The 24,902-nt window shown below is 69.7% G+C and carries 24 protein-coding genes and 4 tRNA genes; 6 read left to right on the top strand and 22 right to left on the bottom strand.

Annotation, left to right across the window (positions count from 1 at the left end; genetic code table 11):
• Positions 1-70: 70 nt before the first annotated feature.
• The 10 genes from ruvC to FM105_RS08305 all read right to left on the bottom strand — a co-directional run bounded on the left by ruvC (position 71) and on the right by FM105_RS08305 (position 7,249).
• Complete coding sequence (ruvC, locus tag FM105_RS08350) at positions 71-670, bottom strand: crossover junction endodeoxyribonuclease RuvC (RefSeq protein ID WP_087007210.1); 600 nt, start codon at positions 668-670, stop codon at positions 71-73.
• Between the two features lie 3 nt (positions 671-673).
• A complete protein-coding gene (locus FM105_RS08345) occupies positions 674-1,429 on the bottom strand; it encodes a YebC/PmpR family DNA-binding transcriptional regulator (RefSeq protein WP_087007208.1) in 756 nt (251 codons plus the stop codon).
• Positions 1,430-1,481: 52 nt separating this feature from the next.
• Positions 1,482-2,102, bottom strand: coding sequence for a phosphatidylinositol phosphate synthase (gene pgsA / locus FM105_RS08340; RefSeq protein ID WP_087007206.1), 621 nt, complete (start codon positions 2,100-2,102; stop codon positions 1,482-1,484).
• The gene (locus tag FM105_RS08335) at positions 2,102-4,078 is read right to left on the bottom strand and encodes a S9 family peptidase (RefSeq protein WP_087007204.1); all 1,977 of its coding nucleotides are present in this window, start codon (positions 4,076-4,078) and stop codon (positions 2,102-2,104) included. The genes pgsA and FM105_RS08335 overlap by 1 nt, the downstream gene beginning before the upstream one ends.
• Complete coding sequence (locus FM105_RS08330) at positions 4,071-4,679, bottom strand: HIT family protein (protein ID WP_087007202.1); 609 nt, start codon at positions 4,677-4,679, stop codon at positions 4,071-4,073. The genes FM105_RS08335 and FM105_RS08330 overlap by 8 nt, the downstream gene beginning before the upstream one ends.
• On the bottom strand, positions 4,676-6,682 hold the full coding sequence (gene thrS, locus FM105_RS08325; RefSeq protein WP_087007200.1) for a threonine--tRNA ligase: 2,007 nt from the start codon (positions 6,680-6,682) through the stop codon (positions 4,676-4,678). The genes FM105_RS08330 and thrS overlap by 4 nt, the downstream gene beginning before the upstream one ends.
• 172 nt (positions 6,683-6,854) lie before the next feature.
• Positions 6,855-6,926 (bottom strand) — tRNA-Val (locus tag FM105_RS08320).
• A gap of 60 nt (positions 6,927-6,986) precedes the next feature.
• Positions 6,987-7,058 (bottom strand) — tRNA-Val (locus FM105_RS08315).
• Between the two features lie 24 nt (positions 7,059-7,082).
• Positions 7,083-7,153, bottom strand: a tRNA-Cys gene (locus FM105_RS08310).
• A 23-nt stretch (positions 7,154-7,176) separates the two neighbouring features.
• Positions 7,177-7,249, bottom strand: a tRNA-Gly gene (locus tag FM105_RS08305).
• Positions 7,250-7,377: 128 nt separating this feature from the next.
• Here FM105_RS08305 and FM105_RS08300 point away from each other — a divergent pair.
• A complete protein-coding gene (locus tag FM105_RS08300) occupies positions 7,378-7,851 on the top strand; it encodes a TIGR02611 family protein (protein ID WP_256970306.1) in 474 nt (157 codons plus the stop codon).
• 19 nt (positions 7,852-7,870) lie between these two features.
• On the opposite strand, the gene FM105_RS08295 is transcribed toward FM105_RS08300, so the two are convergent.
• The 9 genes from FM105_RS08295 to hrcA form a co-directional block, all read right to left on the bottom strand.
• Positions 7,871-8,770 (bottom strand): PPK2 family polyphosphate kinase, encoded by a 900-nt coding sequence (locus FM105_RS08295; RefSeq protein WP_087007196.1) that lies wholly within the window; start codon positions 8,768-8,770, stop codon positions 7,871-7,873.
• Entirely contained in the window at positions 8,767-9,789 is a 1,023-nt protein-coding gene (gene zapE, locus FM105_RS08290; protein ID WP_087007422.1) for a cell division protein ZapE, read from the bottom strand. Before zapE ends, FM105_RS08295 begins: the two co-directional genes overlap by 4 nt.
• A 109-nt stretch (positions 9,790-9,898) precedes the next feature.
• Positions 9,899-10,906 carry a GTPase Era gene (gene era, locus FM105_RS08285; protein WP_087007194.1) on the bottom strand — a complete coding sequence of 336 codons (1,008 nt, stop codon included), beginning with the start codon at positions 10,904-10,906 and terminating at the stop codon, positions 9,899-9,901.
• Positions 10,907-10,908: 2 nt separating this feature from the next.
• The gene (locus FM105_RS08280; RefSeq protein ID WP_256970305.1) at positions 10,909-12,183 is read right to left on the bottom strand and encodes a hemolysin family protein; all 1,275 of its coding nucleotides are present in this window, start codon (positions 12,181-12,183) and stop codon (positions 10,909-10,911) included.
• A gap of 1 nt (position 12,184) precedes the next feature.
• Positions 12,185-12,667: an rRNA maturation RNase YbeY gene (gene ybeY / locus FM105_RS08275; protein WP_087007192.1), complete on the bottom strand. Its 483-nt coding sequence runs from the start codon at positions 12,665-12,667 to the stop codon at positions 12,185-12,187.
• Complete coding sequence (locus FM105_RS08270; RefSeq protein WP_179207125.1) at positions 12,664-13,686, bottom strand: PhoH family protein; 1,023 nt, start codon at positions 13,684-13,686, stop codon at positions 12,664-12,666. Before FM105_RS08270 ends, ybeY begins: the two co-directional genes overlap by 4 nt.
• A 79-nt stretch (positions 13,687-13,765) precedes the next feature.
• Positions 13,766-14,626 (bottom strand): 16S rRNA (uracil(1498)-N(3))-methyltransferase, encoded by an 861-nt coding sequence (locus FM105_RS08265; protein ID WP_087007190.1) that lies wholly within the window; start codon positions 14,624-14,626, stop codon positions 13,766-13,768.
• Complete coding sequence (gene dnaJ, locus FM105_RS08260) at positions 14,623-15,738, bottom strand: molecular chaperone DnaJ (protein ID WP_087007188.1); 1,116 nt, start codon at positions 15,736-15,738, stop codon at positions 14,623-14,625. Before dnaJ ends, FM105_RS08265 begins: the two co-directional genes overlap by 4 nt.
• Positions 15,739-15,793: 55 nt before the next feature.
• Positions 15,794-16,804 (bottom strand): heat-inducible transcriptional repressor HrcA, encoded by a 1,011-nt coding sequence (gene hrcA / locus FM105_RS08255; RefSeq protein ID WP_087007186.1) that lies wholly within the window; start codon positions 16,802-16,804, stop codon positions 15,794-15,796.
• A gap of 188 nt (positions 16,805-16,992) precedes the next feature.
• On the opposite strand from hrcA, the gene FM105_RS08250 reads away from it, so the two are divergent.
• Complete coding sequence (locus FM105_RS08250; RefSeq protein ID WP_087007184.1) at positions 16,993-17,907, top strand: DUF3097 family protein; 915 nt, start codon at positions 16,993-16,995, stop codon at positions 17,905-17,907.
• Positions 17,908-17,981: 74 nt separating this feature from the next.
• Positions 17,982-18,521: a DUF4870 domain-containing protein gene (locus FM105_RS08245; protein WP_179207124.1), complete on the top strand. Its 540-nt coding sequence runs from the start codon at positions 17,982-17,984 to the stop codon at positions 18,519-18,521.
• On the opposite strand, the gene hemW is transcribed toward FM105_RS08245, so the two are convergent.
• Both hemW and lepA read right to left on the bottom strand, forming a co-directional pair.
• The gene (hemW, locus tag FM105_RS08240; RefSeq protein WP_087007180.1) at positions 18,514-19,749 is read right to left on the bottom strand and encodes a radical SAM family heme chaperone HemW; all 1,236 of its coding nucleotides are present in this window, start codon (positions 19,747-19,749) and stop codon (positions 18,514-18,516) included. The two genes, FM105_RS08245 and hemW, sit on opposite strands and share 8 nt — an antisense overlap.
• 2 nt (positions 19,750-19,751) lie before the next feature.
• Positions 19,752-21,626, bottom strand: coding sequence for a translation elongation factor 4 (gene lepA, locus FM105_RS08235; protein ID WP_087007178.1), 1,875 nt, complete (start codon positions 21,624-21,626; stop codon positions 19,752-19,754).
• A 131-nt stretch (positions 21,627-21,757) separates the two neighbouring features.
• Between lepA and FM105_RS08230 the strand changes: the two genes are divergently transcribed.
• The 3 genes from FM105_RS08230 to rpsT all read left to right on the top strand — a co-directional run bounded on the left by FM105_RS08230 (position 21,758) and on the right by rpsT (position 23,767).
• On the top strand, positions 21,758-22,576 hold the full coding sequence (locus FM105_RS08230; protein ID WP_087007177.1) for an endonuclease/exonuclease/phosphatase family protein: 819 nt from the start codon (positions 21,758-21,760) through the stop codon (positions 22,574-22,576).
• 9 nt (positions 22,577-22,585) lie between these two features.
• Positions 22,586-23,308: a hypothetical protein gene (locus FM105_RS08225; RefSeq protein ID WP_087007175.1), complete on the top strand. Its 723-nt coding sequence runs from the start codon at positions 22,586-22,588 to the stop codon at positions 23,306-23,308.
• Positions 23,309-23,506: 198 nt separating this feature from the next.
• On the top strand, positions 23,507-23,767 hold the full coding sequence (gene rpsT / locus FM105_RS08220; RefSeq protein ID WP_087007174.1) for a 30S ribosomal protein S20: 261 nt from the start codon (positions 23,507-23,509) through the stop codon (positions 23,765-23,767).
• Between the two features lie 144 nt (positions 23,768-23,911).
• Here the strand turns inward: rpsT and holA are convergent, their stop codons facing one another.
• Positions 23,912-24,901 carry a DNA polymerase III subunit delta gene (holA, locus tag FM105_RS08215; protein WP_087007172.1) on the bottom strand — a complete coding sequence of 330 codons (990 nt, stop codon included), beginning with the start codon at positions 24,899-24,901 and terminating at the stop codon, positions 23,912-23,914.
• Position 24,902 lies beyond the last annotated feature (1 nt).

Genomic DNA, 24,902 nt, shown 5'->3' with positions numbered 1-24,902 from the left:
GGGGTGCAGTCGATGCGGGACTGCTATCGAACACGTGTGCGATTGTCAGTCTAGCGACCCGGCAGTGCGTTCACGAGTCCGCCGCGCGCAGCGCCCGCGCCCACTGCTCCTGGGCCGCCGTGAGGCCGGACCCCTGCCTGCCCGCGGCACGGCGGGACAGCACGTCCTTGTTCTTCCCCGGCGTCGACGCTCCGGCGGTCGCCCCGCGCCACAGGTGCGTGATCGCGAGTGCGAGTGCGTCCGCGGCGTCCGCCGGCTTCGGCGGGGCGTCCAGGCGGAGGATGCGGGTCACCATGTGCGTGACCTGCTTCTTGTCGGCGCGTCCGCTGCCGGTGACAGCGGCCTTCACCTCCGACGGGGTGTGCATCGCGACGGGGATCCCACGCCGCGCGGCCAGACCCATCGTGAGCCCGGAGGCCTGCGCGGTCCCGATGATCGTGGAGACGTCGGAGCGCGCGAAGACGCGCTCCACCGCGACGACGTCGGGACGATGCTCATCGATCCAGCTGTCGAAGGATTCCGCGATGCGGCCCAGCCGCACGTCGACGGACTCGTCCGACGGTGTGCGGACCACCCCCACTGCGATGAGCTCCGGCCGGGTGGGTCGGCCCGACTCGACCACGCCCAGCCCCAGCCGGGTGAGCCCGGGGTCGACGCCCAGGACGCGCACGGATCAGTCCTCGTCGAGTTCGGCGAGCACCTCGTCCGACACGTCGAGGTTCGTGTACACGTTCTGCACGTCGTCGAGGTCCTCCAGCGCGTCGATGAGGCCGAACACCTTGCGCGCAGCGTCGGCGTCCGCGGGCATCTCGACATGCGGCACGAACGCGGCCTCCGCGGACTCGTAGTCGAGGCCCGCTTCCTGGAGCGCGGTGCGGACCGCGACGAGGTCGGTGGCCTCGGAGATGATCTCCCACTGCTCGCCCGCGTCCTTGACCTCTTCTGCTCCGGCGTCGAGCGTGGCCTCGAGGATCGCGTCCTCGTCCGCCGATTCCTTCAGCACCGTGACGACGCCCTTGCGGTTGAAGTTGTAGGCGACGGACCCGGGGTCTCCCATCGAGCCGTTGTTCCGGGTGACCGCCACCCGGACGTCGGACGCCGCACGGTTGCGGTTGTCCGTGAGGCACTCGATGAGGAGCGCGACGCCGCCCGCGCCGTAGCCCTCGTACATGATCGTCTCGTAGTCGACGCCGCCGCCGTCCAGGCCGCCGCCGCGCTTGACCGCACGATCGATGTTGTCGTTGGGGACAGACAGCTTCTTCGCTCGCTGCACCGCGTCGAACAGCGTCGGATTGCCCTCGAGGTCGGGGCCGCCGTTGCGTGCCGCCACCTCGATGTTCTTGATCATCTTGGCGAAGAGCTTGGCGCGCTTCGCGTCGATCGCGGCCTTCTTGTGCTTGGTCGTCGCCCACTTGGAGTGGCCTGCCACGTGTTCTCCTCCGGATCTGATGCGTCTCTCATGCTGTGTGTCTGGTGACACGTCAGTCTACAGTCGGCGCCGTCCCCAGCTGGGACCGCACTGCCGCCATCCGCTGCACGACCGTGACGATGCACAGCAGGCTGAGGACCCCCAGGGCCAGGGTGAGCACGATGACGGGCACGCCCAGGCCCACGATCCCCGTCACGACCAGCGTGACGAGCAGCCGGTCCGCGCGCTCCGCGATCCCGCCCGCGGCCCGCACCCCCAGCGCCTCGCCCCGTGCACGGACGTAGGACACGAGTGACCCGGTCACCAGGCACACGAGTGCCAGCAGCGCGGTGAGCGGGTCGTCGGCGCCCAGGAAGAACCAGAGGGCCAGTCCGACGAACACCGCGGAATCCGCGATGCGGTCCAGCGTCGAGTCGAGGAACGCGCCCCATGCCGACTGGGCACCGGAGAGCCTGGCCATGATCCCGTCGAGCATGTCGGCCAGCACGAACACCGTGATGACGACGGTGCCCCAGAAGAGATGGCCGAGCGGATACGCGACGAGTGCGCCGATGCACACGCCGATCGTCCCGATGACGGTCACGGCGTCCGGTGTCAGCCCGATGCGCAGCAGCCCGCGCGCCGGCGGGGTGAACAGCCGGGTGAAGGCGGCGCGCGCGATCGAGTTGAGCATCAGCCGTCCTGCGCGTGACCGTGGCCGGCCGGAAGGCCGAAGCGCCGGTGCCACCACTCGTTGATCGCGTCGAAGCGGCTGATGCGATGCAGCGGTCGGCCGCTGCGGGACAGCTCGTGGTCCTCTCCCGGGAAGAGGAGCATCTCCGCCTCCACTCCGTGGCGCAGCAGCCCCGCATAGAACTGCTGGGCCTGTTCGAGCGGGCACCGCAGATCCTGCTCGGAGTGGACCACCAGGCACGGCGTGCGGATGTCCCCCACCTGCGCGAGCGGCGACTGCCGTGCCACCGACTCGGCGTCCGTGCCGAGGTACTCGTGGCCGAAGAACCCGCCGATGTCGCTCGTGCCGGCGAAGGCGACCGGATCGAGGAAGCCCCTCTCGACGATCGCACCCGCGAAGCGGTGGTCGCGTGCGATCACCATCGCCGTGAGATACCCGCCGTAGGACCCGCCCTGCACCCCCAGGCGCGAAGTGTCGAGCCGGGGATGGCCCGCCAGTGCGGCGTCGAGGACGGCGAGCACGTCGTCGGCTGCAGGCGATGCGAAGTCGCCGCGCACCGCTTCGCCCCAGGCGCGACCGCGACCGGCGGAACCGCGCGGGTTCGACCACACGACCGCGACCCCCGCGTCGAGCAGCGACTGCACCTCGTCGAAGGCCGCCGCGGTGTACTGCGCGAACGGGCCGCCGTGGATCGAGAGGACCACGGGGTGGGGCCCCGGTCCTACGGGGATGGCGCACCATCCGTGCACCTCTCCCCCGGCCGTCGCCGCCGTGACCGGATGGGCCGCGTACCAGTCGCGCGAGTCGAGCTCGGTGAGCTGGAGCGGCGCAGACTGCGGATCCGACATGTCGAGGCGGAAGACCTCGCCGCAGCTGCGCGGGGTGGCCGCGGTGACGAGCGCCGTCCCGTCGGCTGCCGCGTCGAATCCCGTCACCGTCCAGGTCTCCGGAGTCAGCGCGCGGATCCGCTGCGCGGCCTCCACCCCGTCGGAGAGGTCCACCGCCACGAGGCGCTCGGCGCCGTCGTCGGTCATGAGGCACAGCGCCTCACCATCCACGATCCGCAGATCGCCGCCCAGTTCCCCCTGGTCGGTCGGCGTGAGGCGCCGCGTGGAGCCATCGCGCGTGTCGTGGACGTGGAGGCCCGTCACCTGCGCGACGAAGTCGGAGTGGCCGGGGCCCACATCGGACGCGAGCAGCGCGATCCTGTGCGCGTCGATCCAGACGTGGGCCTGCACGCTGAGATCGCCCACGGGGACCGCGCGCGGTGTCCCGTCCTCGACGACCCACACGGTCGTCCGCAGGTCGGCCACGGTGCCCGGGGCCTCGGCGGGGCCCAGGACGGACACCCTGCCGTGCTCCGCCCGCACGTCACGCACATCGCCGTCGAGGCGGAGGACCTCGTGGACGTCGGGCAGCGGGATCTCACCGGCAGGTGCCGGTGCGGTCTCGCCGCTGAGCGGCACGCGCACGAGCCGCGCGGGCCGGTCGAGGACGTATCCCACGCCGTTCGACTGATAGGTGAGCGTCGTGATCCGCCGGGGAGGCTCCGCCTCGGCGCTCCCGGCGGGATCGGTCCCGTAGCGCCCGGGCTCCGGGTCGCGCGCGATGATGTATGCCTGCGCCCCGTCGGGCGTGAGCGCGAACTCCGTGGCACCGAGCGGCAGATCGGTCACGGCGCGACCCGGCTCGTCGGCCGCTGACACCCACAGCTGGGCCGGGTGGGCGCGCGGCGCGCTGAGGTGGGCGGCGACCTGTCCGGCCCGCGTGAACGCGCGGTCGGACCAGCCGGAGGACACGCGCCGGACCATGCGCGGAGCGGAGTGCTCCGGCGCGAGGGCGGCCGCGTGGAAGCGGGTCGTGTAGCTGTCGGTCTCCGCGTCCGGGCGCGTCACCTCGAAGCGGACCTGTTCCCCGTCGAGCACGGGACGGCCCAGCGTGTGCAGCGAGCTCACGAGTGCGCGTGCGTCAGGCATCCGCGCCCCATGCCTCTGACACGAGCCTGCGGACCTCGTCGTGCACCTGCGGCAGAGCCTTCGTCTGGGCGATGATCGGCAGGAAGTTCGCATCCCCGCTGAAGCGCGGGACCACGTGCTGGTGCAGATGCGCCGCGATGCCCGCGCCCGCCACAGCTCCCTGGTTCATCCCGAGGTTGAAGCCGGCCGGACCGGACACGCGCCGGATCGTCCGCATGGCCTCCTGCGTGAAGGCGCCGAGCTCGTGCGTCTCCTCCGCCGTCAGATCCGTGTAGTCCGCGACGTGGCGGTAGGGGCAGATGAGCAGGTGCCCCGGGTTGTACGGGTACAGGTTGAGGACGGCGAAGACGTGCTCGCCGCGCGCCGCGATCAGTCCGTCGGAGTCCTCACGACCCGGCGCGGCGCAGAACGGGCAGTCGGCGTCGCCGTCGTCCTTCGGCTTCTCGGGGCCCGCGACGTACACCATCCGGTGGGGCGTCCAGAGACGCTCGAAGCCGTCCGTCTGCCGGGGGAAGTCCGCGGCGTCCTCCGGTTCGGGACCGTCGCCGGGACCGTGCCCGCGGCCGTCGCCGGGCACCGCTGCTCCGTCGCCGGCGCTCATACCTGCGCCTTGGACTCGATCGCGGTCATGATCGTCTCGATCGCCTCGTCGACCGGCACCCCGTTGCGCTGGGTTCCGTCGCGGAAGCGGAAGGACACGGCTCCCGCCTCCTGGTCCTCACCGCCGGCGATCAGGATGAACGGCACCTTCTGCTTGGTCGCGGTGCGGATCTTCTTCGGCATGCGATCCGTCGAGTCGTCGATCTCGACGCGCACACCGCGCGCCGCGAGCCGCCCCCGGATCTCCTCGAGGTAGGGGACGAAGGCGTCTGCCACGGGCACTCCCACCACCTGCACAGGTGCGAGCCATGCCGGGAACGCTCCCGCGTAGTGCTCCGTGAGGACGCCCATGAAGCGCTCGATCGAGCCGAACTTCGCGGAGTGGATCATGACGGGGCGCTTCCGGGTGCCGTCCGATGCCTGGTACTCCAGGTCGAACCGCTCCGGCTGGTTGAAGTCGTACTGCACGGTCGACATCTGCCACGTGCGGCCGATCGCGTCGCGCGCCTGCACGGAGATCTTCGGGCCGTAGTACGCGGCGCCGCCCGGATCCGGGACGAGCTCCAGGCCGGTCTCCCGACCGACCTCCTCGAGCACTGCCGTCGCGGTCTGCCACTGCTCGTCCGAACCGATGAACTTGTCCTTCTTCTTCCCGTCATCACGGGTCGACAGCTCCAGGAAGAAGTCCTCCAGGCCGAAGTCGCGCAGCAGCTCGAGGATGAACTGGAGCAGGTGGCGGATCTCGTCGGCGGCGCTCTCCTGCGTGACGTAGGAGTGGGAGTCGTCCTGCGCGAAGCCCCGCACGCGTGTGAGTCCGTGGATGACACCGGAGGGCTCGTCGCGGTAGACGGAGCCGAACTCGAACAGCCGCAGCGGCAGCTCGCGGTAGGACCTGCCCCTCGCCTTGAAGATCAGGTTGTGCATGGGGCAGTTCATCGCCTTGAGACGATAGGGGTGTCCCGGCTTGACGATCTTGCCGTCGGCGTCGCGCACCTCGTCGACCGCCAGCGGGGGGAACATCCCGTCCGCGTAGTACGGCAGGTGGCCGGAGGTGTGGAACAGCTCCTCCTTCGAGATGTGCGGGGTGCCCACGTACTCGAAGCCCGCTTCGATGTGGCGGGTGCGGACGTAGTCCTCCATCTCCCGCTTGATGACGCCGCCCTTGGGGTGGAACACCGGGAGTCCGGAGCCCAGCTCATCCGGGAACGAGAAGAGGTCGAGCTCCACGCCCAGCCTGCGGTGGTCGCGGCGCTCCGCCTCCGCCAGGCGCTCCTGGTGCGCGCGGAGGTCGTCCTTGCTCGCCCAGGCGGTCCCGTAGACGCGCTGGAGCGAGTCGCGGGCCTGGTCGCCTCGCCAGTACGCGGCGGAGGCGCGGGTGACGGCGAAGCCCTGTCCGATCTGCTTGGTGGAGGGCAGGTGCGGACCCCGGCAGAGGTCCTGCCAGACGACTTCCCCGCGACGGTTGCGGTTCTCGTACACGGTGAGGTCGCCGGCGGCGACCTCCACCGACGACTCCTCGTCGCCTCCCGTCGTGAAGCGGGTGGTGATGAGCTCCGACTTGAACGGCTCGGACGCCATCCGTGCGAGCGCGTCCTCCTCGGACACGACCACCCGGTGGAAGGTCTGCCCCTCCTTGATGATCTGCTTCGCCCGCTTCTCGATGGCCTTGAGATCGTCCGGGGTGAAGGGCGACACATTGCCGAAGTCGAAGTAGAAGCCGTCGGTGATGAACGGCCCGATGCCCAGTGTGGCGCCGGGGAACAGCTCCTGGACCGCCTGCGCGACGACGTGGCCCGCGGAGTGCCGGAGGATGTCGAGGCCGTCCTGGTCCTCGAGGGTGATCGGGGCGACGTCATCGCCCGGGACCAGCTCCCGATCGAGGTCGGCGGGCGCTCCGTTGAGTCGGATTGCGACGACGTCGCGGCGGCCCTCGAACAGCTGCGCGGCCGTCATCCCCTCCTCGAACGCGTGCGACTGTCCTTCGAGGGTGATGCTCTGGGCCACGGTCTGCTCCTTCGATGTGTGCTGTGGCGGGACGTACCGGGTCCCGCGCCACGTGCGAGTCTAACGCGGATGGACCGGTGGATCGCCACCTGTGGCGCAGGAGCAGCGCCTGATCGACTGCCGGTGAATGCAGGAAGCCGGAGGTCGCTTCCGCGTCCTCCGGCTTCGTCTGTGCGCGATACTGGGATCGAACCAGTGACCTCTTCCGTGTCAGGGAAGCGCGCTACCGCTGCGCCAATCGCGCCCGTTGTACAGGCTATTCACAATGTGTGCATCGCTGCCGATGCGTGCGGATCTCCCGCTGTGCGCGATACTGGGATCGAACCAGTGACCTCTTCCGTGTGAAGGAAGCGCGCTACCGCTGCGCCAATCGCGCCCTGCCCGCCGAAGGGCCGGGCTGAGGTGGAGAGGGGATTCGAACCCCCGTATACGGCTTTGCAGGCCGCTGCCTCGCCACTCGGCCACTCCACCGCGAGACGGTTGACCTGTCTCCGAGCGGATGACGGGATTCGAACCCGCGACCCTCACCTTGGCAAGGTGATGCTCTACCAGCTGAGCCACATCCGCATGAGCTTCCGCTCTTCGCTCCCCGTATTTCCCGGGCAACGAGAGATAAATCTACACGCCGTCCGGGACCAAGTCCAATCGGCCGGGTGTGGCCCTGATCACAGAGTGCGACCTCTTAGAATCCCAGTGTGAATCAGAAGCGACCGGAGCGACCGGAGGGGTGGCTGTCGCGCAGCCACAAGCAGGGGCGGCCCTGGTATCGGCGGAGCCGGCTGGGCTACATGCGCTGGCGCCTGCGCCTCGACTCGCGCCCCCGCACCGCACAGGCCTATCGCTTCACAGTCGGCTTCCTGGGCACGGCCATCGTCATCCTGGGGCTCATCCTCGTCCCGTTTCCCGGCCCCGGCTGGCTGATCGTCCTCACCGGCGTGGCGATCATCGCCTCCGAGTTCTCGTTCGCACGCAGGCTCCTGGGCTTCGCGCGGAGGAAGCTCACGGAATGGACGCGGTGGGTAGCCGCGAGCCACTGGACGGTCGGGGCGGGACTGGGCCTGCTGACATGCGCCTTCGTCATCGGTGCGGTGTGGCTGGTCCTGCTCTGGCTGGGTCTGCCCGCGTGGGTCCCGCGCGAGTGGGTTCCGGTCTGGACCGGACTGCGCTGATCAGCCGTCGGCGATGCGCTCAGCCCTCGGCGATGAGCGCAGTCGTCGCGTCGAGCCCCGCCAACGCCGTCGCGGGGTCGAAGTCCGCTGCGGGCCACTCGAGGCGCATCGCCTCGAGGTGGTGGAGAAGGATCCGCCCGACCGCCCAGCGGGCATACCACTTGCGATCCGACGGCACGACGTACCACGGAGCCGCATCTGCGTCCGTGCGGACGAGCACGTCCTCGAACGCCTGCGTGTACTCATGCCAGCGGCGACGATCGGCGAGATCCGAGGCAGCATGCTTCCAGGCCTTCTCCGGCCGTGTGATCCGCTCGCGCAGCCGCCCCGCCTGCTCCTCCTGCGAGACCGTGAGCATGACCTTGACGACGTCGACGCCGCCGGCCGTCAGTCCGTTCTCGAAGTCGACGATCGTGTCGTAGCGGCCCTCCCACACCACACGGGGAGCGAGTCCGTGCATGCGGACGGCGAGGATGTCCTCGTAGTGCGAGCGGTCGAATGCGGCGATGCGGCCCCACGCGGGGACCCTGCGCTGGATCCGCCAGAGGAAGTGGTGCGCGGCCTCCTCCTGCGTCGGTACGCCGAACGCCCATGTCTGCAGCCCGTGCGGGCCCACCGCTCCGGACAGGTGACGGATGATGCCGCCCTTGCCGGAGGCGTCCCTGCCCTGCAGCACGAGGATCAGTGCCCGCCTGTGCCCGTCCGGGCGCAGGGCATGCGCGTGGAGGCGCTCCTGCGCGCTGCGGATGAGATCCGCATCCTCGTCCTGCGACCGCACGCCATCGGCTTTGTTCCCCGAGAAGCCGGGCGTCGCATCCGGAGCGACGCCCGCGAAGCCCCGGGCCCGTTCGTACCGCAGCAGGGCGGCGACTCCCGCCGGGTCCGTGAGCGGACCGCGTGCGTCACCGCCCGGGGTCATGCGCGGGCCTTGTGCGCGAGCGCTGTGAGCCGTGACAGGCAGCGCAGGTACTTCTTGCGGTAGCCGCCGGCGATCATCTCGTCGGTGAACACCTCGTCCACCCTGACGCCGCTCGCATGGACCGTGACATCGCGGTCGTACATCCGGTCCACGAGTGCGACGAAGCGCAGCGCGACCCCCTCGTTCTCGATGGTCCTGACGTCGTCCCACACGATGGTGTCGACGCCGTCGAGCATCCGCCCGTAGCGCGACGGGTGGATCTTCGCCAGGTGCTCGACCGCGACGTCGAACACGTCCCGGGCCACCGTTCCGGTCGCCTCCGCGAGCACTGCGTCCAGCTCTTCGGGAGTCTGCGGCGCGGGAGGCTCGGGCAGCCCGCGGCTGCGATAGTCGTCGCCGTCGATCGAGACGATGGTGAACTGCTCCGACAGCGCCTGGATCTCGCGCAGGAAGTCCTGCGCGGCGAAGCGCCCCTGCCCCAGCGATCCCGGCAGGGTGTTGGAGGTGGCGACGATCTTGACGCCCGCATCGGTGAGTTCGCGCATGAGGCGCGACATCATGACCGTGTCGCCCGGATCGTCGAGCTCGAACTCGTCGATGCAGACGAGGCGCATCTGCGACAGCTCGTCGCGCGCACGGACGAAGCCCAGCGCCCCGATGAGGTTCGTGTACTCGACGAACGTCCCGAAGGTGGCCGGCTTCTCACTCGCGTGCCACGTCGAGGCGAGCAGGTGGGTCTTGCCGACTCCGTACCCGCCGTCCAGGTAGACGCCCTTCGCCTTGCTGCGCTTCCCTCCCCCGAACAGTCGCCCGAGCAGGCGGGAGGATCCACCGCCGGACGACACGAAGTCCTTCAGCGTGTCCCGGGCCTCCGACTGCGACGGCTGGGTGGGATCCGGGCGGTAGCTCGCGAAGGACACGTCCTCGAACTGCGGCGGCGGCACGAGTCCGTCGATCAGCTCGTCCGGGGAGATGCGCGGATCGGCTTCTGAGAGATGAATGATCTGGGCGGTGCTCACGAGCGCCAAGTCTACAGATTCCCAGACAGCGCACAGGGCACTCGCGGGATACGAGACGCGGACGGTGCCGTTCCCGCCTGAGGACCTGACCGTCTGCGGCCCGCTCCACTCAGGAGAAGTCGAAGCCCAGACGGCCGAGTGACTTGGGATCGCGCTGCCAGTCCTTGAGGACCTTCACGTGGAGGTCCAGGTACACGGGCGTCCCCAGGAGCGCCTCGATCCCCTTCCGCGCCCGTGAACCGATCTGCTTGAGCCGTGACCCCCCGCGGCCGATGATGATGGCCTTCTGGCTGTCGCGCTCGACGTAGATGTTGACGTGGACGTCCCAGAGCGGTCGGTCCTCGGGGCGGTCCTGACGCGGGTTCATCTCCTCGATCTGCACGGCGAGCGAATGCGGGAGCTCGTCGCGCACGTCCTCCAGCGCGGCCTCGCGGACCAGCTCAGCGACCATCACGGCCTCGGGCTGGTCCGTCAGGTCCCCGTCCGGGTAGAGGGGCGGCGACAGCGGCAGGTGGCCCGCGAAAACCGCATCGACGGTGTCGACCTGGAATCCGGAGCTCGCGGACACGGGCACCACGTCCGCGAACTCGCCCAGCTGCGCGGTCCGCAGCAGAGCCGCTCCGACCTCGTCCTTCGAGACGCGGTCGGTCTTCGTGACGAGGGCGACGACCGGGGTGCGGCCGGAGAACTGGGCGAGCTGCTCCGCGATGTACCGGTCCCCTGGTCCCGGGAGCTCGTCTGCCGGGATGCAGAAGCCGATGACGTCGACCTCGGCGAGGGTGCCTGCCACGAGGTCGTTCAGCCTCTCGCCCAGCAGGGTCCGCGGCCGGTGGAGGCCCGGCGTGTCGACGAGGATCAGCTGGTGGTCCTCGCGGTGGACGATCCCCCGGACCGTGTGGCGGGTGGTCTGCGGCTTCGCGGAGGTGATCGCGATCTTCTCGCCCACGAGGGCGTTCGTCAGAGTCGACTTGCCGGTGTTGGGGCGTCCGACGAGGCACGCGAACCCCGCCCGGTAGCCCTCGGGCACATCGGTGCGGAAGCCGCTGTCCCCCAGCGCCGCGGCGATCCTGTCCTCCAGCGCTGCGTCGGGGCCGTCGCCTGCTGTGTCCTGGTCCATGATCAGTCCTCCTGCGTGTTCGTCGTCTCGACCCGGCACACGTGCACGCGGGTGATCCTGTGTCGTCTGCCCTCGCCCGTGAGCGCCTCGAGCCTCAGTCCTGCGATCTGCGCCTGCGAACCCGCGATCGGCACGCTGCCGACGAGCTTCTGCAGCAGTCCGCCGACGCTGGAGACGTCCTCGTCCTCGATGCGGACGTCGAAGAGGTCGGCCAGGTCGTCGATGTCCAGTCGCGCGCTCACGACCGCCGCCCCGTCCTCGTCGATCATCGCATCGTCGCTCACATCGTATTCGTCGTCGATCTCACCGACGATCTCCTCCACGATGTCCTCGATCGTGACGATGCCGGCGGTCCCGCCGTACTCGTCGACCACGACGGCGACGTGGGTGTTGCGCGCCTGCATCTCGTGGAGCAGATCGTCGACCAGCTTCGTGTCCGGTACGAACCGCGCGTCGCGGGCGAACCCGTCGATGGCCTCGCGGCTGAGCTCGGGACGCATGTGCAGCTGCCGGGCGATGTCCTTGAGGTAGAGGAATCCGCGCACGTCGTCGATGTCCTCACCGGTGACGGGCACGCGGGAGAAGCCGGACCGGAGGAAGAGCACCATCGCATCGTCGAGCAGCGTGCCCGCCCGCACCGTCACGAGGTCCGTCCGCGGGACCATGATCTTCCAGACGCGGGTGTCCCCCAGCGAGATGACGTTCGCGATCATGTCGCGCTCGTCGTCCTCGATGACGTCCGAGGCCTGCGCGCGATCGACGTAGTCGAGCAGCTGGGACTCCGACAGGGGCGCCCCGGCTCCGCTCACCCTGGTCGGCGTGAGCATGTTGCCGAGCCACACCAGGACCAGTGCGACGGGGCCCAGCGCCGCGCGGAGTCCGGAGACCAGTCCGCCCAGCAGCAGGGAGGTCTGCAGCGGGTAGTGGCGGGCCACGGTGCGTGGGGAGACCCCCGCGACGACGAACACCGCGACCGAGGCCGTGATGACCGTGCAGACGACGGCCTCCCAGCCCACGTCGAACACCTGCAGGTAGGCGAAGGCGATGAAGACGGTCGCCGAGGCCTCCGCCAGCTGGCGGGTGAAGGTCAGCACATACGTGTGGACGAGCGGGTCGCCGACGACCTTCAGGACCTTCCGCGCACCGCGGCGCCCGTCCTCCGCGGCGTCCGCGACCTCGGACCGGGAGACGGTCGCGAAGGCTGATTCCGCCGCGACGAAGACGGCGGCGATCGCGAGGCATGCGAGTGCCGCGGCGAAGAAGCCGGTGATGGCCACGTCAGTCCTCCGTGGGCTCTGGGATCCGGGTGCGGCCCGGTTCGCGTGCGGCGAAGTACGTCAGCAGGAGGCGGCGCTGCAGGCCGAACATCTCAGCCTTCGACGCATCGTCCCCGTGGTCGTAGCCCATGAGGTGGAGCAGGCCGTGGGTGACGAGGAGCAGGACCTCGTCCATCGTGCTGTGCCCCGCCGCACGGGCCTGCTGCGCCGCGACCTCGGAGCACACCACGATGTCGCCCAGCACGCCCGGTTCCGCGTCGTCGCCCGGCCGCAGCTCGTCCATGGGGAACGACATGACGTCCGTGGGACCCGCGAGGTCCATCCACTCGAGGTGCAGCTCCTCCATCGGGCCGGTCTCTACGAAGCGGACATAGACGTCCGCCTCCGCGTGGATCCGCATCTGCTCGTACACGTGGGTCGCGAGCGACGTGACGGCGTCGAGGTCGATGCCCGCACCGGATTCGTCGACGATCTCGATGCTCATGGGGTCTGTCCTCCTGCGGGGCGGTGCCCGCCCTTCCGATCCGATCGCCCGTGCCGGTGGCGGGCAGGCTCCGTCGACTGCTCCGATGCCGACCACAGGTCATACGCGTCCACGATCGCGGACACGAGTGAATGGCGGACGACGTCCTTGCTCGTGAGCGTCTCGAATGCGATGTCGTCCACGCCGTCGAGGATGCCGCGGACCACGCGGAGTCCACTGGTGGTCCCCGTCGGCAGGTCCACCTGGCTCGTGTCCCCGGTGACGACCATCCGTGAGCCGAAGCCCAGACGGGTGAGGAACATCTTCATCTGCTCTGCGGTGGAGTTCTGCGCCTCATCCAGGATCACGAAGGCGTCGTTGAGCGTTCGGCCGCGCATGTAGGCCAGCGGAGCCACCTCGATCATCCCGGACTCCATGAGGCGCGGAATGCGGTCGGGATCCAGCATGTCGTGCAGCGCATCGTAGAGCGGTCGCACGTAGGGGTCGATCTTCTCGTTGAGGCCACCGGGCAGGAATCCCAGCCGCTCCCCCGCCTCGACCGCCGGCCGGGTCAGGATGATGCGGGAGACCTCGCGGCGCTGCAGCGCGTTCACCGCCATCGCCATCGCGAGGTAGGTCTTGCCCGTGCCCGCGGGGCCCAGCCCGAACGTGATCGTGTGGTTGCGGATCGCCCGGACGTACTCGTGCTGACCGAACGTCTTCGGCCGCACCGTCTTCCCCCGCGTCGACAGGATGCTCGCGCCGAGCACGTCCGCGGCGGACTCCTCATCCGGGTCGAACGCGCCGACGCGGGCGACGGTGTCCGGGTCGATGAGCGCCCCGGCCGCCAGCAGCCGCTTGAGCTCACCGATCGTGCGCACGAGTGCGGAGACGGAGTCCTCGTCGCCTCGCAGCGTCATGTCCCGGTCGCGCACGTGCACGTCGACTCCGGGCGCCAGCCGTTCGAGCGCCTCGAGGTTCGCCTCTGCGGGGCCGAAGAACGCGACGAGGTCGAGGTCCTCGGGCAGTGCGAGGCGCACGGTCGTCTGCTGTGGCGTGGGTTCCAGGGGGTGTCCTTCCGATCGCGCGGCACCGCGGAGCGCGGTACCCGTCCCGATTCTACCGACGCGGGGACGTGCTCGATCGCCAGCGGCCCAGCGCGACCTGGGCCAGCGCCAGCCCGGCGGGACCGGCGGAGGATGCGCGCAGCACGGTCGGGCCCAGGAGGACGGGTCGGGCGCCCGCATCGCGGAAGGCCGTGAGCTCCTCCGGCGAGATGCCCCCTTCGGGCCCGACCACCAGCACGAGGCGGCCGAAGCCCTCGTCCGCAGACTCGGTGCGGAGCCCGTCGAGCACGTCGGCGAGGTGCTCGGTCGCGTCCTCGTGCAGCACGAGCACGAGGTCGTCGTCGCGGAGGGTCGCGAGCACCTTCCGCCCGCGCACCAGCGGCTCGAGGCAGGGAGCCTGGGCCCGTCGCGACTGCTGGGTCGCGGAGTCCAGCAGGGCCTGCCACCGGGCGGTCTGCTTCTGCTCCTTGTGGGAGGGCCAGTCCGCGATCGACCGGGCCGCCGCCCACGGCACGACGCGGTCCACTCCGATCTCCGTCGCGGACTCGATCGCCTGCTCGTCGCGGTCGCCCTTCGCCAGTGCCTGGATGAGGACGAGCTCCGGGGAGCCGATCGACTCATGGGTCACGGCGATGACCTGCACTGCCAGCGGTCCGGCCGCCTCTGTGCGGGACCTGCGCCTCCCCCGTCCGGATCGGGCCGCCTCATGGGCTGCGTCCGGCGCGGTGTCCGACTCCGCCTGCGCTGCGAGCACGACGCGCAGTCTGCGGCCCTCGCCGTCGACGAGGTCGAACTCCTCGTCCGCCGCGATCCGGGACACCCGGATGTGGTGCGCGACGGCGGAGGCGACCGGGACCTCGGCCCCGGCGTGCGCCTCGGGCAGGTCCCGATCGAGGAAGACCGAGCGGGTCATCGACCGGCCAGGCGTTCCCGCAGCCGCGAGAACGGTCCGTGGCGCGTCTCTCCGGCGCTGCCGGTGGGCGCGGTCTCGTCGCGGGCCTCCGCGAGCTTCTCCAGCAGCTCCCGCTGCTCCGCCGTGAGCGCTGTGGGCGTCTCCACCGCGAGCGTCACGAAGATGTCTCCGCGGCCGTCACGGCGCAGCTGCTGCGCACCGAGCCCCTTGAGACGGATCGTGTCGCCCGTCTGCGCACCGGCGCGCACGTCCACGCCCTGCTCGCCGTCGAAGGTCTCGAGCGGGATCGTGGCGCCCAGAGCGGCCGCCGTCATCGGGATCGTGAGCGTGCAGCGCAGGTCCGAGCCGTCCCGCGTGAACACGGGGTGCTCCTCGACGATCACCTCGAGGTACAGGTCGCCGCGCGGACCGCCTCCGGGGCCCACCTCTCCGCGGCCGGACAGCTGGATGCGGTTGCCGTCGCGCACGCCGGCCGGGACCTTGACCGTGATCGTCTCCTCCGCCCTGACGCGACCGTCGCCGTGGCAGCTCTGGCAGGGGTCCTCGATGACGGTGCCGTATCCGCCGCACTGGGGACAGGTCTGGTTCGTCACCATCTGGCCGAGCAGCGTGCGCGTCATCTGCTGGACGGAGCCGTGGCCGTCGCACAGGGTGCAGGTGCGCACGTCGGTGCCCTCGCGGGTGCCCTTGCCATCGCACGTGCCGCAGACGTCGGCCGAGACGACCTCGACGTCCGCGGTGCCGCCGAACGCGGCCGTCCGCAGGTCGACGCGCAGGGCCACGAGCGCGTCCTTGCCGCGACGGGTGCGCGAGGCCGGCTGAGGACGGCCGCCGCCCGCGCCGCCGCCGAAGAACGTCTCGAACAGGTCGGAGAATCCGCCGAACCCGGCACCGGCACCGGCCTGGCCGTTGTCACCGCCGCCCAGGTCGTAGTTCCTCCGCTTGGAGTCGTCGGAGAGCACGTCATAGGCGAGCGAGACCGCTTTGAACTCGTCCTCGCGGCCCGGATTCACGTCCGGGTGGAGTTCGCGGGCCAGTTTCCGATAGGCCTTCTTGATGTCCGCTGCGCTCGCGTCGCGAGACACGCCCAGGGTTTCGTAGTGATCGCTCACCGGTGTCGGTTCTCCTAGTGCGCCGCAGGGGCGCGGTCGATTGTGTCGTGGTGGGTCAGTCGCTCAGGATCGTCGAGATGTACTTCGCGACTGCGCGCAGAGCTGCCATCGTCGTGGGGTAGTCCATGCGGGTGGGCCCGACGATCGCCATGCGCGCTTCGACACCCTCCGCAACGTAGTTGGTCGCGACGACGGATGTCGAGGCGAAGGAGTCGAGGGGGTTCTCCGTGCCGATGCTCACGGCGACGTCGGGGCCGTCCGCGGCCATGGCGGACAGGAGTCGCAGCAGCACCACCTGCTCCTCGAACGCCTCCAGCAGCGGTCCCATGTGCTCGCCCAGGTCGCGACCGGCGCGGGCCAGGTTCGCAGTGCCCGCCATGACGAGCCTCTCCGTGCGGAAGCTGCGGGAGAGATCCGCGAGCACCGATCCGACGGCGGCCGCCGGGCCTCGCAGCTCGGGGCGGGCATCGATCGTCGCCGCGTACCGCGGGACGTCGCCCACGGGCACACCGGAGAGGGCCGAGAGGAAGAGCGACCTGAGGAGCGCCACCTCCTCCTCCGTCACCGGAGCGCCGGTGTCGACGAGGCGCTGCTCGACCTGCCCCGCATCGGTGATGAGCACCACCAGGAGGCGGGACGGGCCGATGTCGACCAACTCGATGTGGCGGACGCTGGCCCGTGAGAGTCGCGGGTACTGCACCAGGGCGACCTGGTGGGTGAGCTGTGAGAGGAGTCTCACAGTCCGATCGAGGATGTCGTCGACATCCACGGGGTGCTCGAGGACGCGCGCCACGGCACGCTTCTCTGCGGCGGACAGCGGCTTGATCTCGTCGATCCGGTCAACGAACGCCCGGTAGCCCTTGTCAGTGGGGATCCGACCGGCGGACGTGTGCGGCTGTGCGATGAGCCCGTCCTGCTCCAGCGCCGCCATGTCGTTGCGGATGGTCGCAGATGAGACGCCCAGCCGGTGGCGGTCGACGAGAGCCTTCGAGCCGACGGGCTCGTTGGTCGACACGTAGTCCTCGACGATCGCACGGAGGACCCGCGCTCGACGGTCGTCGTTCACTGCTCCTCCTTCCCCCCGGTGGGTCAGGCGTGACTCCGGGCGTGCGCCTCTGGCACTCGAGATGTACGAGTGCCAATGCTACTCGCTGAGGCTCGCGTCCTCCACCGGGAGGCCTGTGAGGAACGTCGTGCGGTCGGGCTCCGGCGCGCCTCCGGTCCGCCGCCGCGACGTCTGGCTAGCCTGATCCGATGCCCTTCCATGATCGCTACGGGCCCGATGTGCTGTCCGGAGGCCGGACGCATCGACGCCCGTCACTTCCCCAGATCCCCGCCGATCCGGGCCTCGTCGTCGAGGTCGTGGAGACCGGCTACGTCGGAGCCGTCGTCCGCGTCGAGAAGGCGCCGGGCGGCATCGCGATGGTGCTCGAGGACCGGCGCGGCAGGCGCGCGTCCTTCCCACTGGGCCCCGGCTACCTCGTCGAGGGCAGGGCATGCTCGATCGTCCGTCCTGAGCCGCGTCCGCAGCAGACCCGCGCGGGAAGCGGTGCCGGCGGCGCCGGCTCCGGCTCGCGCGGCGGACCCACGGCGGGACGGACCGCGAGCGGGTCTCGTGCGGTGGCCGGAGCCCGCGCCCGTGTGGCGCGCGGTTCGCGGATCTGGGTCGAGGGGAAGCACGACGCGGAGCTCGTCGAGCGCATCTGGGGCGAGGACCTGCGGATCGAGGGCGTCGTCGTCGAACCGCTGGGGGGCCTCGACGACCTGCCGGAGCAGATCGCGGAGTTCGGCCCCGACGCCGACCACCGGGTGGGCGTCCTCGCCGATCACATGATCCGGGGCACCAAGGAGATGCGCCTGGCGGACAGGGTCATGCGGGACCCCGCCTGGGCGGGCAACGTGCGCGTCATCGGTCACCCCTTCGTGGACGTCTGGCAGGCGGTCAGGCCCTCCGTCGTCGGCATCGCAGGGTGGCCGCAGGTCCCCCGAGGCGAGGACTGGAAGACGGGCGTGCTGCGCCGGATCGGCTGGGACCACGCGGATCACCGCGACGTCGCCCGTGCCTGGGTGCGGATCCTGCGGTCCGTCACCACGATCGCCGATGTCGAGCCGGCGCTGTCCGGCCGCGTCGAGGAGCTCATCGACTTCGTCACCGTCAACCGCCACTGATCCGCGCGGATGAGAGGATGGTGCGTGCGGTCACACACCGGGCAGCATCCACCTCACCACACGAAGGAGCTCCCATGAGCACCCCGTACGGATCCCCTCACGACGACCAGAGCGCGTACGGCCCGCAGCCGGGGGCGGACGGCTTCGGTCCTGCCGGCTACGGCGCACAGCCTGGACCCGGTGCGTACAGCGCACAGCCTGGACCCGGTGCGCACAGCGCACCCGGCGCTCCGCCCCTGCGCGGGCCCCACCCGGCCGCCGCCTACGGAGACGGCTCCGCGGGCTACTGGAGGGCGTCGCAGGACGACAAGACGCTCGCGCTGCTGTCGCACCTGGGTGCGCTGCTGGTCAGTGCGATCGTCCCGCTCATCATCTTCCTCATCAAGAAGGACGACTCGCCGTTCGTCCGCGAGCACACGCGGCAGTCGCTGAATCTGCAGATCATGCTGCTGATCGCCGGGTTCGTCTCCGGACTGCTGATGTTCGTGCTCATCGGCTTCATCCTGCTGCCGCTCGTCGTCATCACCGGCTGGGTGTTCCAGATCATCGCCGCCGTCAAGGCCTACAACGGCCAGATGTACCGGATCCCCTTCGTCATCGACATCATCAGGTGAGGAGGTGATCGGACAGGATCCGCACGATCCCGTCCGCGAGCAGCCGTCCCCGCAGGGTGAGGTGGATCCTCTTCTGCGCCAGGGTCTGCGGTGCGAGCAGCCCGTCCGCGAGCATCCGGCTGATGTGCGGGCGGGCTGACGTCGCCAGGCGGTCGAGGGGGAACTCCCCGTCGATGCGTGCGGCGAGCATCAGATCCTCGAGTGCACGGGTGTCGTCGTCGAGCACTTCTCGCCCCACTGCGGGCGAGTCGCCCCGGCCCAGGCGATCCGCCCACGCCCGGGGGTGCTTCGCATTCCACCAGCGCACTCCGCCCACGTGCGAGTGGGCGCCGGGTCCGTAGCCCCACCAGTCGGCGTTCCGCCAGTAGGCGAGGTTGTGCTCGCACCGCGTGCGGTCCCCGGTCGAGAAGTTGCTCACCTCGTACCAGCGGAGCCCGGCTTCCGCGAGCAGCTCGTCTGCGAGCTCATACTTCTCCGCGAGGTCGTCCTCGTCGGGCATCGGCAGCTCACCGCGGCGGACCTGCATGCCCATGCGCGTTCCCGGTTCGACGATGAGCGAGTACGCGGACACATGATCGGGCTGATGCTCGAGCACCGCTTCGAGGCTGGTGCGCCAGTCGGCCAGGGACTCCCCCGGAGTGCCGTAGATGAGGTCGAGGCTCACATCCAGCCCGGCGGCCCGCGCCGCCCGGACCACTTCGCCGATGCGCGCTGGATCGTGCGTGCGGTCCAGGGTGCGCAGCACGTGGGGAACCGCTGACTGCATGCCGAACGACACGCGGGTGAAGCCCGCATCGGCGAGGGTCTGCAGGTATGCGGCGTCCACGCTGTCCGGGTTCGCCTCTGTCGTCACCTCAGCGCCTGCGGCGAGCCCGAACCCCGCACGGAGGTCGTCGAGCACGCCCGCAAGAGTCTGCGCCGGCAGGAGTGTCGGGGTGCCGCCGCCGAAGAAGACCGTGTCGAAGGCGCGGCCCGTGAGCGGCGTGTCTGCGACCACGTCACGGGAGAGTGCGATCTCACGGGAGAGCTGATCGCGGTAGTCCGCGCGATTGGCACCCGGTCCCAGCTCATCCGCCGTGTAGGTGTTGAAGTCGCAGTACCCGCACCGCACCCGGCAGTACGGGACGTGGACGTAGGCGCTGAAGGTGTCGCGGCCCGCGCGTGCGCGCGCGGCGTCCGGCAGCCCGCCGTCCAGTGGCGGGACATCCCCTTCGGGCTGAGCAGGCACTCCTACTTCTTGTCCGACTTCTTGTCCGGCGCGGAGTCGTCGGACGACAGCGCGGCGATGAAGGCTTCCTGCGGGACTTCGACGCTGCCCACCATCTTCATGCGCTTCTTGCCCTCCTTCTGCTTCTCCAGCAGCTTGCGCTTGCGGCTGATGTCGCCGCCGTAGCACTTCGAGAGCACGTCCTTGCGGATGGCGCGGATGGTCTCGCGCGCGATGATGCGCGAGCCGATGGCGGCCTGGATGGGCACTTCGAACTGCTGGCGCGGGATGAGGCCGCGGAGCTTGCCCGCCATCGACACCCCGTACGAGTAGGCCTTGTCCTTGTGCACGATCGCGGAGAACGCATCGACGTGATCGCCGTGCAGCAGGATGTCGACCTTGACCAGATCCGACGACGCCTCGCCGTCGTCCTGGTAGTCGAGCGAGGCATACCCCTTCGTCCGCGACTTGAGCGCGTCGAAGAAGTCGAAGACGATCTCCGCCAGCGGCAGTCGGTAGCGCAGCTCCACACGATCCTCGGACAGGTAGTCCATCCCGAGCATCTGGCCGCGCTTGCCCTGGCACAGCTCCATGACTGCACCCACATAGTCGCTGGGCGTGAGGATCGTCCCGCGCACCATCGGCTCGTGGACCTCTTTGATCTTGCCCTCCGGGTATTCGGACGGGTTCGTCACGGTGTGCTCCGCGCCGTCCTCCATGACGACCCGATACACGACGGAGGGTGCGGTGGAGATGAGGGAGAGGTCGAACTCGCGCTCGAGCCGCTCACGGATGATCTCGAGGTGCAGGAGGCCCAGGAACCCGCAGCGGAAGCCGAAGCCCAGCGCCGTCGATGTCTCCGGCTCGTACGCGAGGGATGCATCGTTGAGCTTGAGCTTGTCGAGCGCGTCGCGCAGGACCGGATAGTCCGAGCCGTCGATCGGGAACAGACCGGAGAACACCATCGGCATGGGGTCCGCGTAGCCGGGCACGGACTGCTCCGCGGGCCTGCGGGAGTTCGTGACCGTGTCTCCGACCTTCGACTGGCGCACGTCCTTGACGCCGGTGATGAGGTACCCGACCTCACCGACGCCCAATCCCTTCGAGGGGACGGGCTCCGGGGAGGAGACGCCGATCTCCTGGAGTTCGTACGCGGTGCCCGTCGACATCATCTCGACCTTCTCCCGGGGAGAGAACTGACCGTCGACGACGCGCACGTACGTGACGACGCCGCGATAGGTGTCGTAGACGGAATCGAAGATCATCGCGCGTGAGGGCGCGTCCGCGTCGCCGACGGGCGCGGCGATCTGCTCGACGATGCGGTCGAGCACGTCCTCCACGCCGTCTCCGGTCTTGCCGGACACCCGGAGGACGTCGTCCGGGTCGACGCCGATGAGGTTCGCGATCTCCAGTGCGTACTTCTCCGGCTGCGCGGAGGGCAGGTCGATCTTGTTGAGGATCGGGATGATCGTGAGGTCGTTCTCCATGGCGAGGTAGAGGTTCGCGAGCGTCTGCGCCTCGATGCCCTGCGCCGCGTCCACAAGCAGCAGTGCACCTTCGCATGCGGCGAGCGATCGTGAGACCTCGTACGTGAAGTCGACGTGGCCCGGGGTGTCGATCATGTTGAGGGCGTACGGCGTGCCGTCCACCTCCCACGGCATCCGGACGGCCTGCGACTTGATCGTGATGCCGCGCTCGCGCTCGATGTCCATGCGGTCCAGGTACTGCGCCCGCATGTTGCGGGGCTGCACGGCTCCGGTGATCTGGAGCATCCTGTCCGCCAGCGTGGACTTCCCGTGATCGATGTGGGCGATGATGCAGAAGTTCCGCAGCAGTTCCGGCGGGGTCGCCGCGACATCGATCCGCTTCCGCGACTCATCGCTCACCTGAGGTGCCATGTGTCTTCCGACGTCCTCTCATTCGAATCAAAGCCTCATTCTCCCACGATCGTCGACCCCCCGCGAACCGTCGCGGACAGTAGCGGTGCGCTCGCACGCGCGCGGCGCGCGACTCCGACTACCCTGCACGCATGAGCCTCCTGCGCCCGAGCGGTCGACTCCTGTCCGTCATGACGGCGAACCTCCGGTACCCGGCCCGCGATGGGCACCCCTGGACCGAGCGCCTCCCGCTGTGGGCCGATCTCCTCTCCGACGAGGCTCCGCACGTGATCGGGACGCAGGAGGGCGTCCTGGATCAGCTCGAGGGACTCGTGGAACGCCTGCCCTCTCACTACGCGTGGGTCGGCGAGGGGCGCGCCGGCGGGAACGACGGGGAGTTCACCGCGATCATCTTCGACACCCGGCGCCTGGACGCTGAGTCGGTCGACGTCCGCTGGATCTCGCAGACCCCCGATGTCCCGGGGTCGCGGTCGTGGGGGTCGTCCCATCCGCGCACCATCACCCGCGTCGACTTCCGCGACAGGGTGGGAGGACGCCGCTTCCGGCTCCTCAACGTCCACGTCGACCATCGGTCGGATCGCGCGCGCCCCCACGCCGCGCGCATGCTGCTCGACGGAGCGCGCGAGGCCCTCGCGCAGCACCGGGAGGTCGTCGTCACCGGCGACTTCAACGCAGACCAGGACCACGACCTGCACCGCATGCTCACGGCGGACGGAACTCTCGCGGACGCCGCACTGAGCGCACCCGAGGCTGCGGTGCTCGATGCGGACGTCGACACCTTCCACTTCTATCGGGGCGTCCGGCGGGGCGGGCGACGGATCGACTGGCTCCTCCATTCCGGCGGTCTCGCTGCGACCGCGGCGGGGACCAACACGTTCGCGCGCGACGGGAGGTTCCCCAGTGACCACTTCCCGGTCCAGGCGCTCCTGCGATGGGATACCGACGAGTAGGCTTACGGCATGAACTGGAAGAGCCTCGCCCAGCGCGCCGTGCGCGTCGGCGTTCGGCAGGGAATCGGCTACATGCGCAGGTCGGGGAAGGACACGTCCGCCCTGCGCGCCGTCGACTCGCTGCTTCGGAACGGCGACACGTCCTCCTCAGAACCCACCCGCTCCAGCCGGCGCGGAGGAAGCCCGAACGACGACCCACGGGCCCGCACTGGAGGGGGTGCCCGCGGAGGTCGGACCGGAGCCGATCAGCGCGCGGAGCACGCCCGCTCGCGCCGCGCCGCTCGTCCCAAGCCCGCTCAGCGCTTCCCGAAGCGACCGGCCGGGGGCTACCCGGGGGACTTCCGCGGTCGGATCAAGCCGGTCTACTCACCGGACCTGGACGGCAGCCCCGATCCCGGCGAGGTCGTGTGGGGCTGGGTCCCCTACGAAGAGGACCACTCACAGGGCAAGGACCGCCCGATCCTCCTCATCGGCCGCGACGGCGCGTGGCTCCTGGGGCTCATGCTGACGAGCAAGGACAACGTCCCCGGCGGAGTGGGCGACACCCGCACCGATGAGAACGGCACGCCGTACATCAATATCGGCACGGGCGAGTGGGACTCGCAGAAGAGGCCCTCCGAGGTGCGCCTGGACCGGATCATCCGGATCGAGCCGTCCGCCGTCCGCCGCGAGGGCGCCGTCATGCCGATGGATCGATTCTCCGCCGTCGTCGACTCCGTCCGCACGGACTGATCTCGACCGGCTGCGGTTCGCTCGAATCGCGGCTCATCCTGTACGATCATCTGCTGTACGTCCGTCTGGGTGTGTCTCACCCGAAGGTCGGGCGGACGTCACCTCTGAAGATCGTCGGCCGGTGTTTCCCCGCCGGACCGGCACAGATCGGATGAGAGCCCTCACGACCATGATCACTGACACGAAAGAGTGTTGACGTTGGCAAACATCAAGTCGCAGATCAAGCGGAACCTCACGAACGAGAAGGCGCGACTCCGCAACCGCGAAGTCCGCAGCGAAGTGAAGACCGCAATCCGCGCCGTGCGCGAGCAGATCGCCGCCGGTGACACCGCCTCTGCACAGACCGCTCTCCAGAATGCCTCGCGCAAGCTGGACAAGGCTGTGTCGAAGGGTGTTCTGCACAAGAACAATGCAGCCAACCGCAAGTCGAATCTCGCGAAGAAGGTCAACGCTCTCTGAGCATGATCGACTGAAGCGCGTTCGACGCGGGCAAGGGCCGTCCTCCTCCGGGAAGGCGGCCCTTGTGCTGTGTCGAGTGCACGTGCTGTGTCGACTGCACGTGCTGTGTCGACTGCACGCGCAGTGCCGCGCGCTGGGCGGCGATCACCGCGCCCGGGACTGTTGGCACACGTAGGCGACGAGGTACTCCACCGCGTACACCGGATCGCGCCCGCCGCCCTTCACCGCCGCGTCGGCGTCTGCTGCGGCGAGGATCGCCCGCCCCAGTGCCACCGGATTCCACGCGCGCGATTCCCTCCTGGCGCGGTCCACCTGCCACGGCGCCATCCCCAGCTCGGCCGCGAGCGACGCCGGTGATCCCGACAGCCCCTCCACCTTCGCCAGGTTCCTCAGCTTGAGTGCGACGGCGGCGACGATCGGGACGGGATCCGCTCCCGTCGCCAGTGCGTGGCGCAGCAGCGAGAGCGCCTCCCCGGTCCGGCCGGTGCAGGCCGCGTCTGCGACCTTGAAGCCCGTCGCCTCGATCCTGCCGCCGTAGTACGCGTCGACGACATCGGCGTCCACCGCGCCCTCCGTGTCCGTCAGCAGCTGACGCACACCGGCGTCGAGCTCGGACAGGTTCGCGCCCAGCGCGTTCATCAGTGCCGCGAGGCCGTCCTGAGTGAGGGTGCGCTTGGCCCGGGAGAACGCGTCCTGTGCGTACTTCGCACGATCCGCCTCGCTCTTGAGCACTCCGACGTCGACTGCGGGTGCACCCGCCGCCGTGAGGGCCTTCAGCAGCCGCGCACCGCGCTGTCCGCCCTTGTGCTCGAGCACCACGACCATGTCGGGATTCGGATCCTCGACGTAGGCGAGGGCGTCCTTGAGGAAGTCGTCGTTCATCGTCGCGAGGTCGCTCACGACGATGAGCCCGTGAGCGGAGAAGAGCGACGGGGCCGCAGCGGCGGACAGGGAGCCGGCCTCATAGGACGAGGCGTCGAGGTGCACCGGATCGACGTCCGTGTGCTTCCTCTTCACCGCCTGCACGATCCTGCTCCTGGCATTGCGGAGGAGCACGTCCTCGCCGCCGGACAGGAGCACCAGGGGGGCCGGAACCGCTCGGTGCCACGCCACTGTCGTCTTCTTCGCTGCCACG

Source organism: Brevibacterium yomogidense (genome assembly GCF_900163715.1).
Lineage (GTDB): Bacteria > Actinomycetota > Actinomycetes > Actinomycetales > Brevibacteriaceae > Brevibacterium > Brevibacterium yomogidense_A.
This window is presented reverse-complemented; position numbering and strand designations above follow the sequence as displayed.

Excerpts from the sequence above, each read along its gene's own strand:
- pgsA (WP_087007206.1), bottom strand. The coding sequence starts at position 2,102 with ATGCTCAACTCGATCGCGCGCGCCGCCTTCACCCGGCTGTTCACCCCG.
- FM105_RS08335 (WP_087007204.1), bottom strand. The coding sequence starts at position 4,078 with ATGCCTGACGCACGCGCACTCGTGAGCTCGCTGCACACGCTGGGCCGT.
- FM105_RS08330 (WP_087007202.1), bottom strand. The coding sequence starts at position 4,679 with ATGAGCGCCGGCGACGGAGCAGCGGTGCCCGGCGACGGCCGCGGGCAC.
- FM105_RS08295 (WP_087007196.1), bottom strand. The coding sequence starts at position 8,770 with ATGACCCCGGGCGGTGACGCACGCGGTCCGCTCACGGACCCGGCGGGA.
- era (WP_087007194.1), bottom strand. The coding sequence starts at position 10,906 with ATGGACCAGGACACAGCAGGCGACGGCCCCGACGCAGCGCTGGAGGAC.
- ybeY (WP_087007192.1), bottom strand. The coding sequence starts at position 12,667 with ATGAGCATCGAGATCGTCGACGAATCCGGTGCGGGCATCGACCTCGAC.
- FM105_RS08265 (WP_087007190.1), bottom strand. The coding sequence starts at position 14,626 with ATGACCCGCTCGGTCTTCCTCGATCGGGACCTGCCCGAGGCGCACGCC.
- FM105_RS08250 (WP_087007184.1), top strand. The coding sequence starts at position 16,993 with ATGCCCTTCCATGATCGCTACGGGCCCGATGTGCTGTCCGGAGGCCGG.
- FM105_RS08245 (WP_179207124.1), top strand. The coding sequence starts at position 17,982 with ATGAGCACCCCGTACGGATCCCCTCACGACGACCAGAGCGCGTACGGC.
- lepA (WP_087007178.1), bottom strand. The coding sequence starts at position 21,626 with ATGGCACCTCAGGTGAGCGATGAGTCGCGGAAGCGGATCGATGTCGCG.
- FM105_RS08230 (WP_087007177.1), top strand. The coding sequence starts at position 21,758 with ATGAGCCTCCTGCGCCCGAGCGGTCGACTCCTGTCCGTCATGACGGCG.
- FM105_RS08225 (WP_087007175.1), top strand. The coding sequence starts at position 22,586 with ATGAACTGGAAGAGCCTCGCCCAGCGCGCCGTGCGCGTCGGCGTTCGG.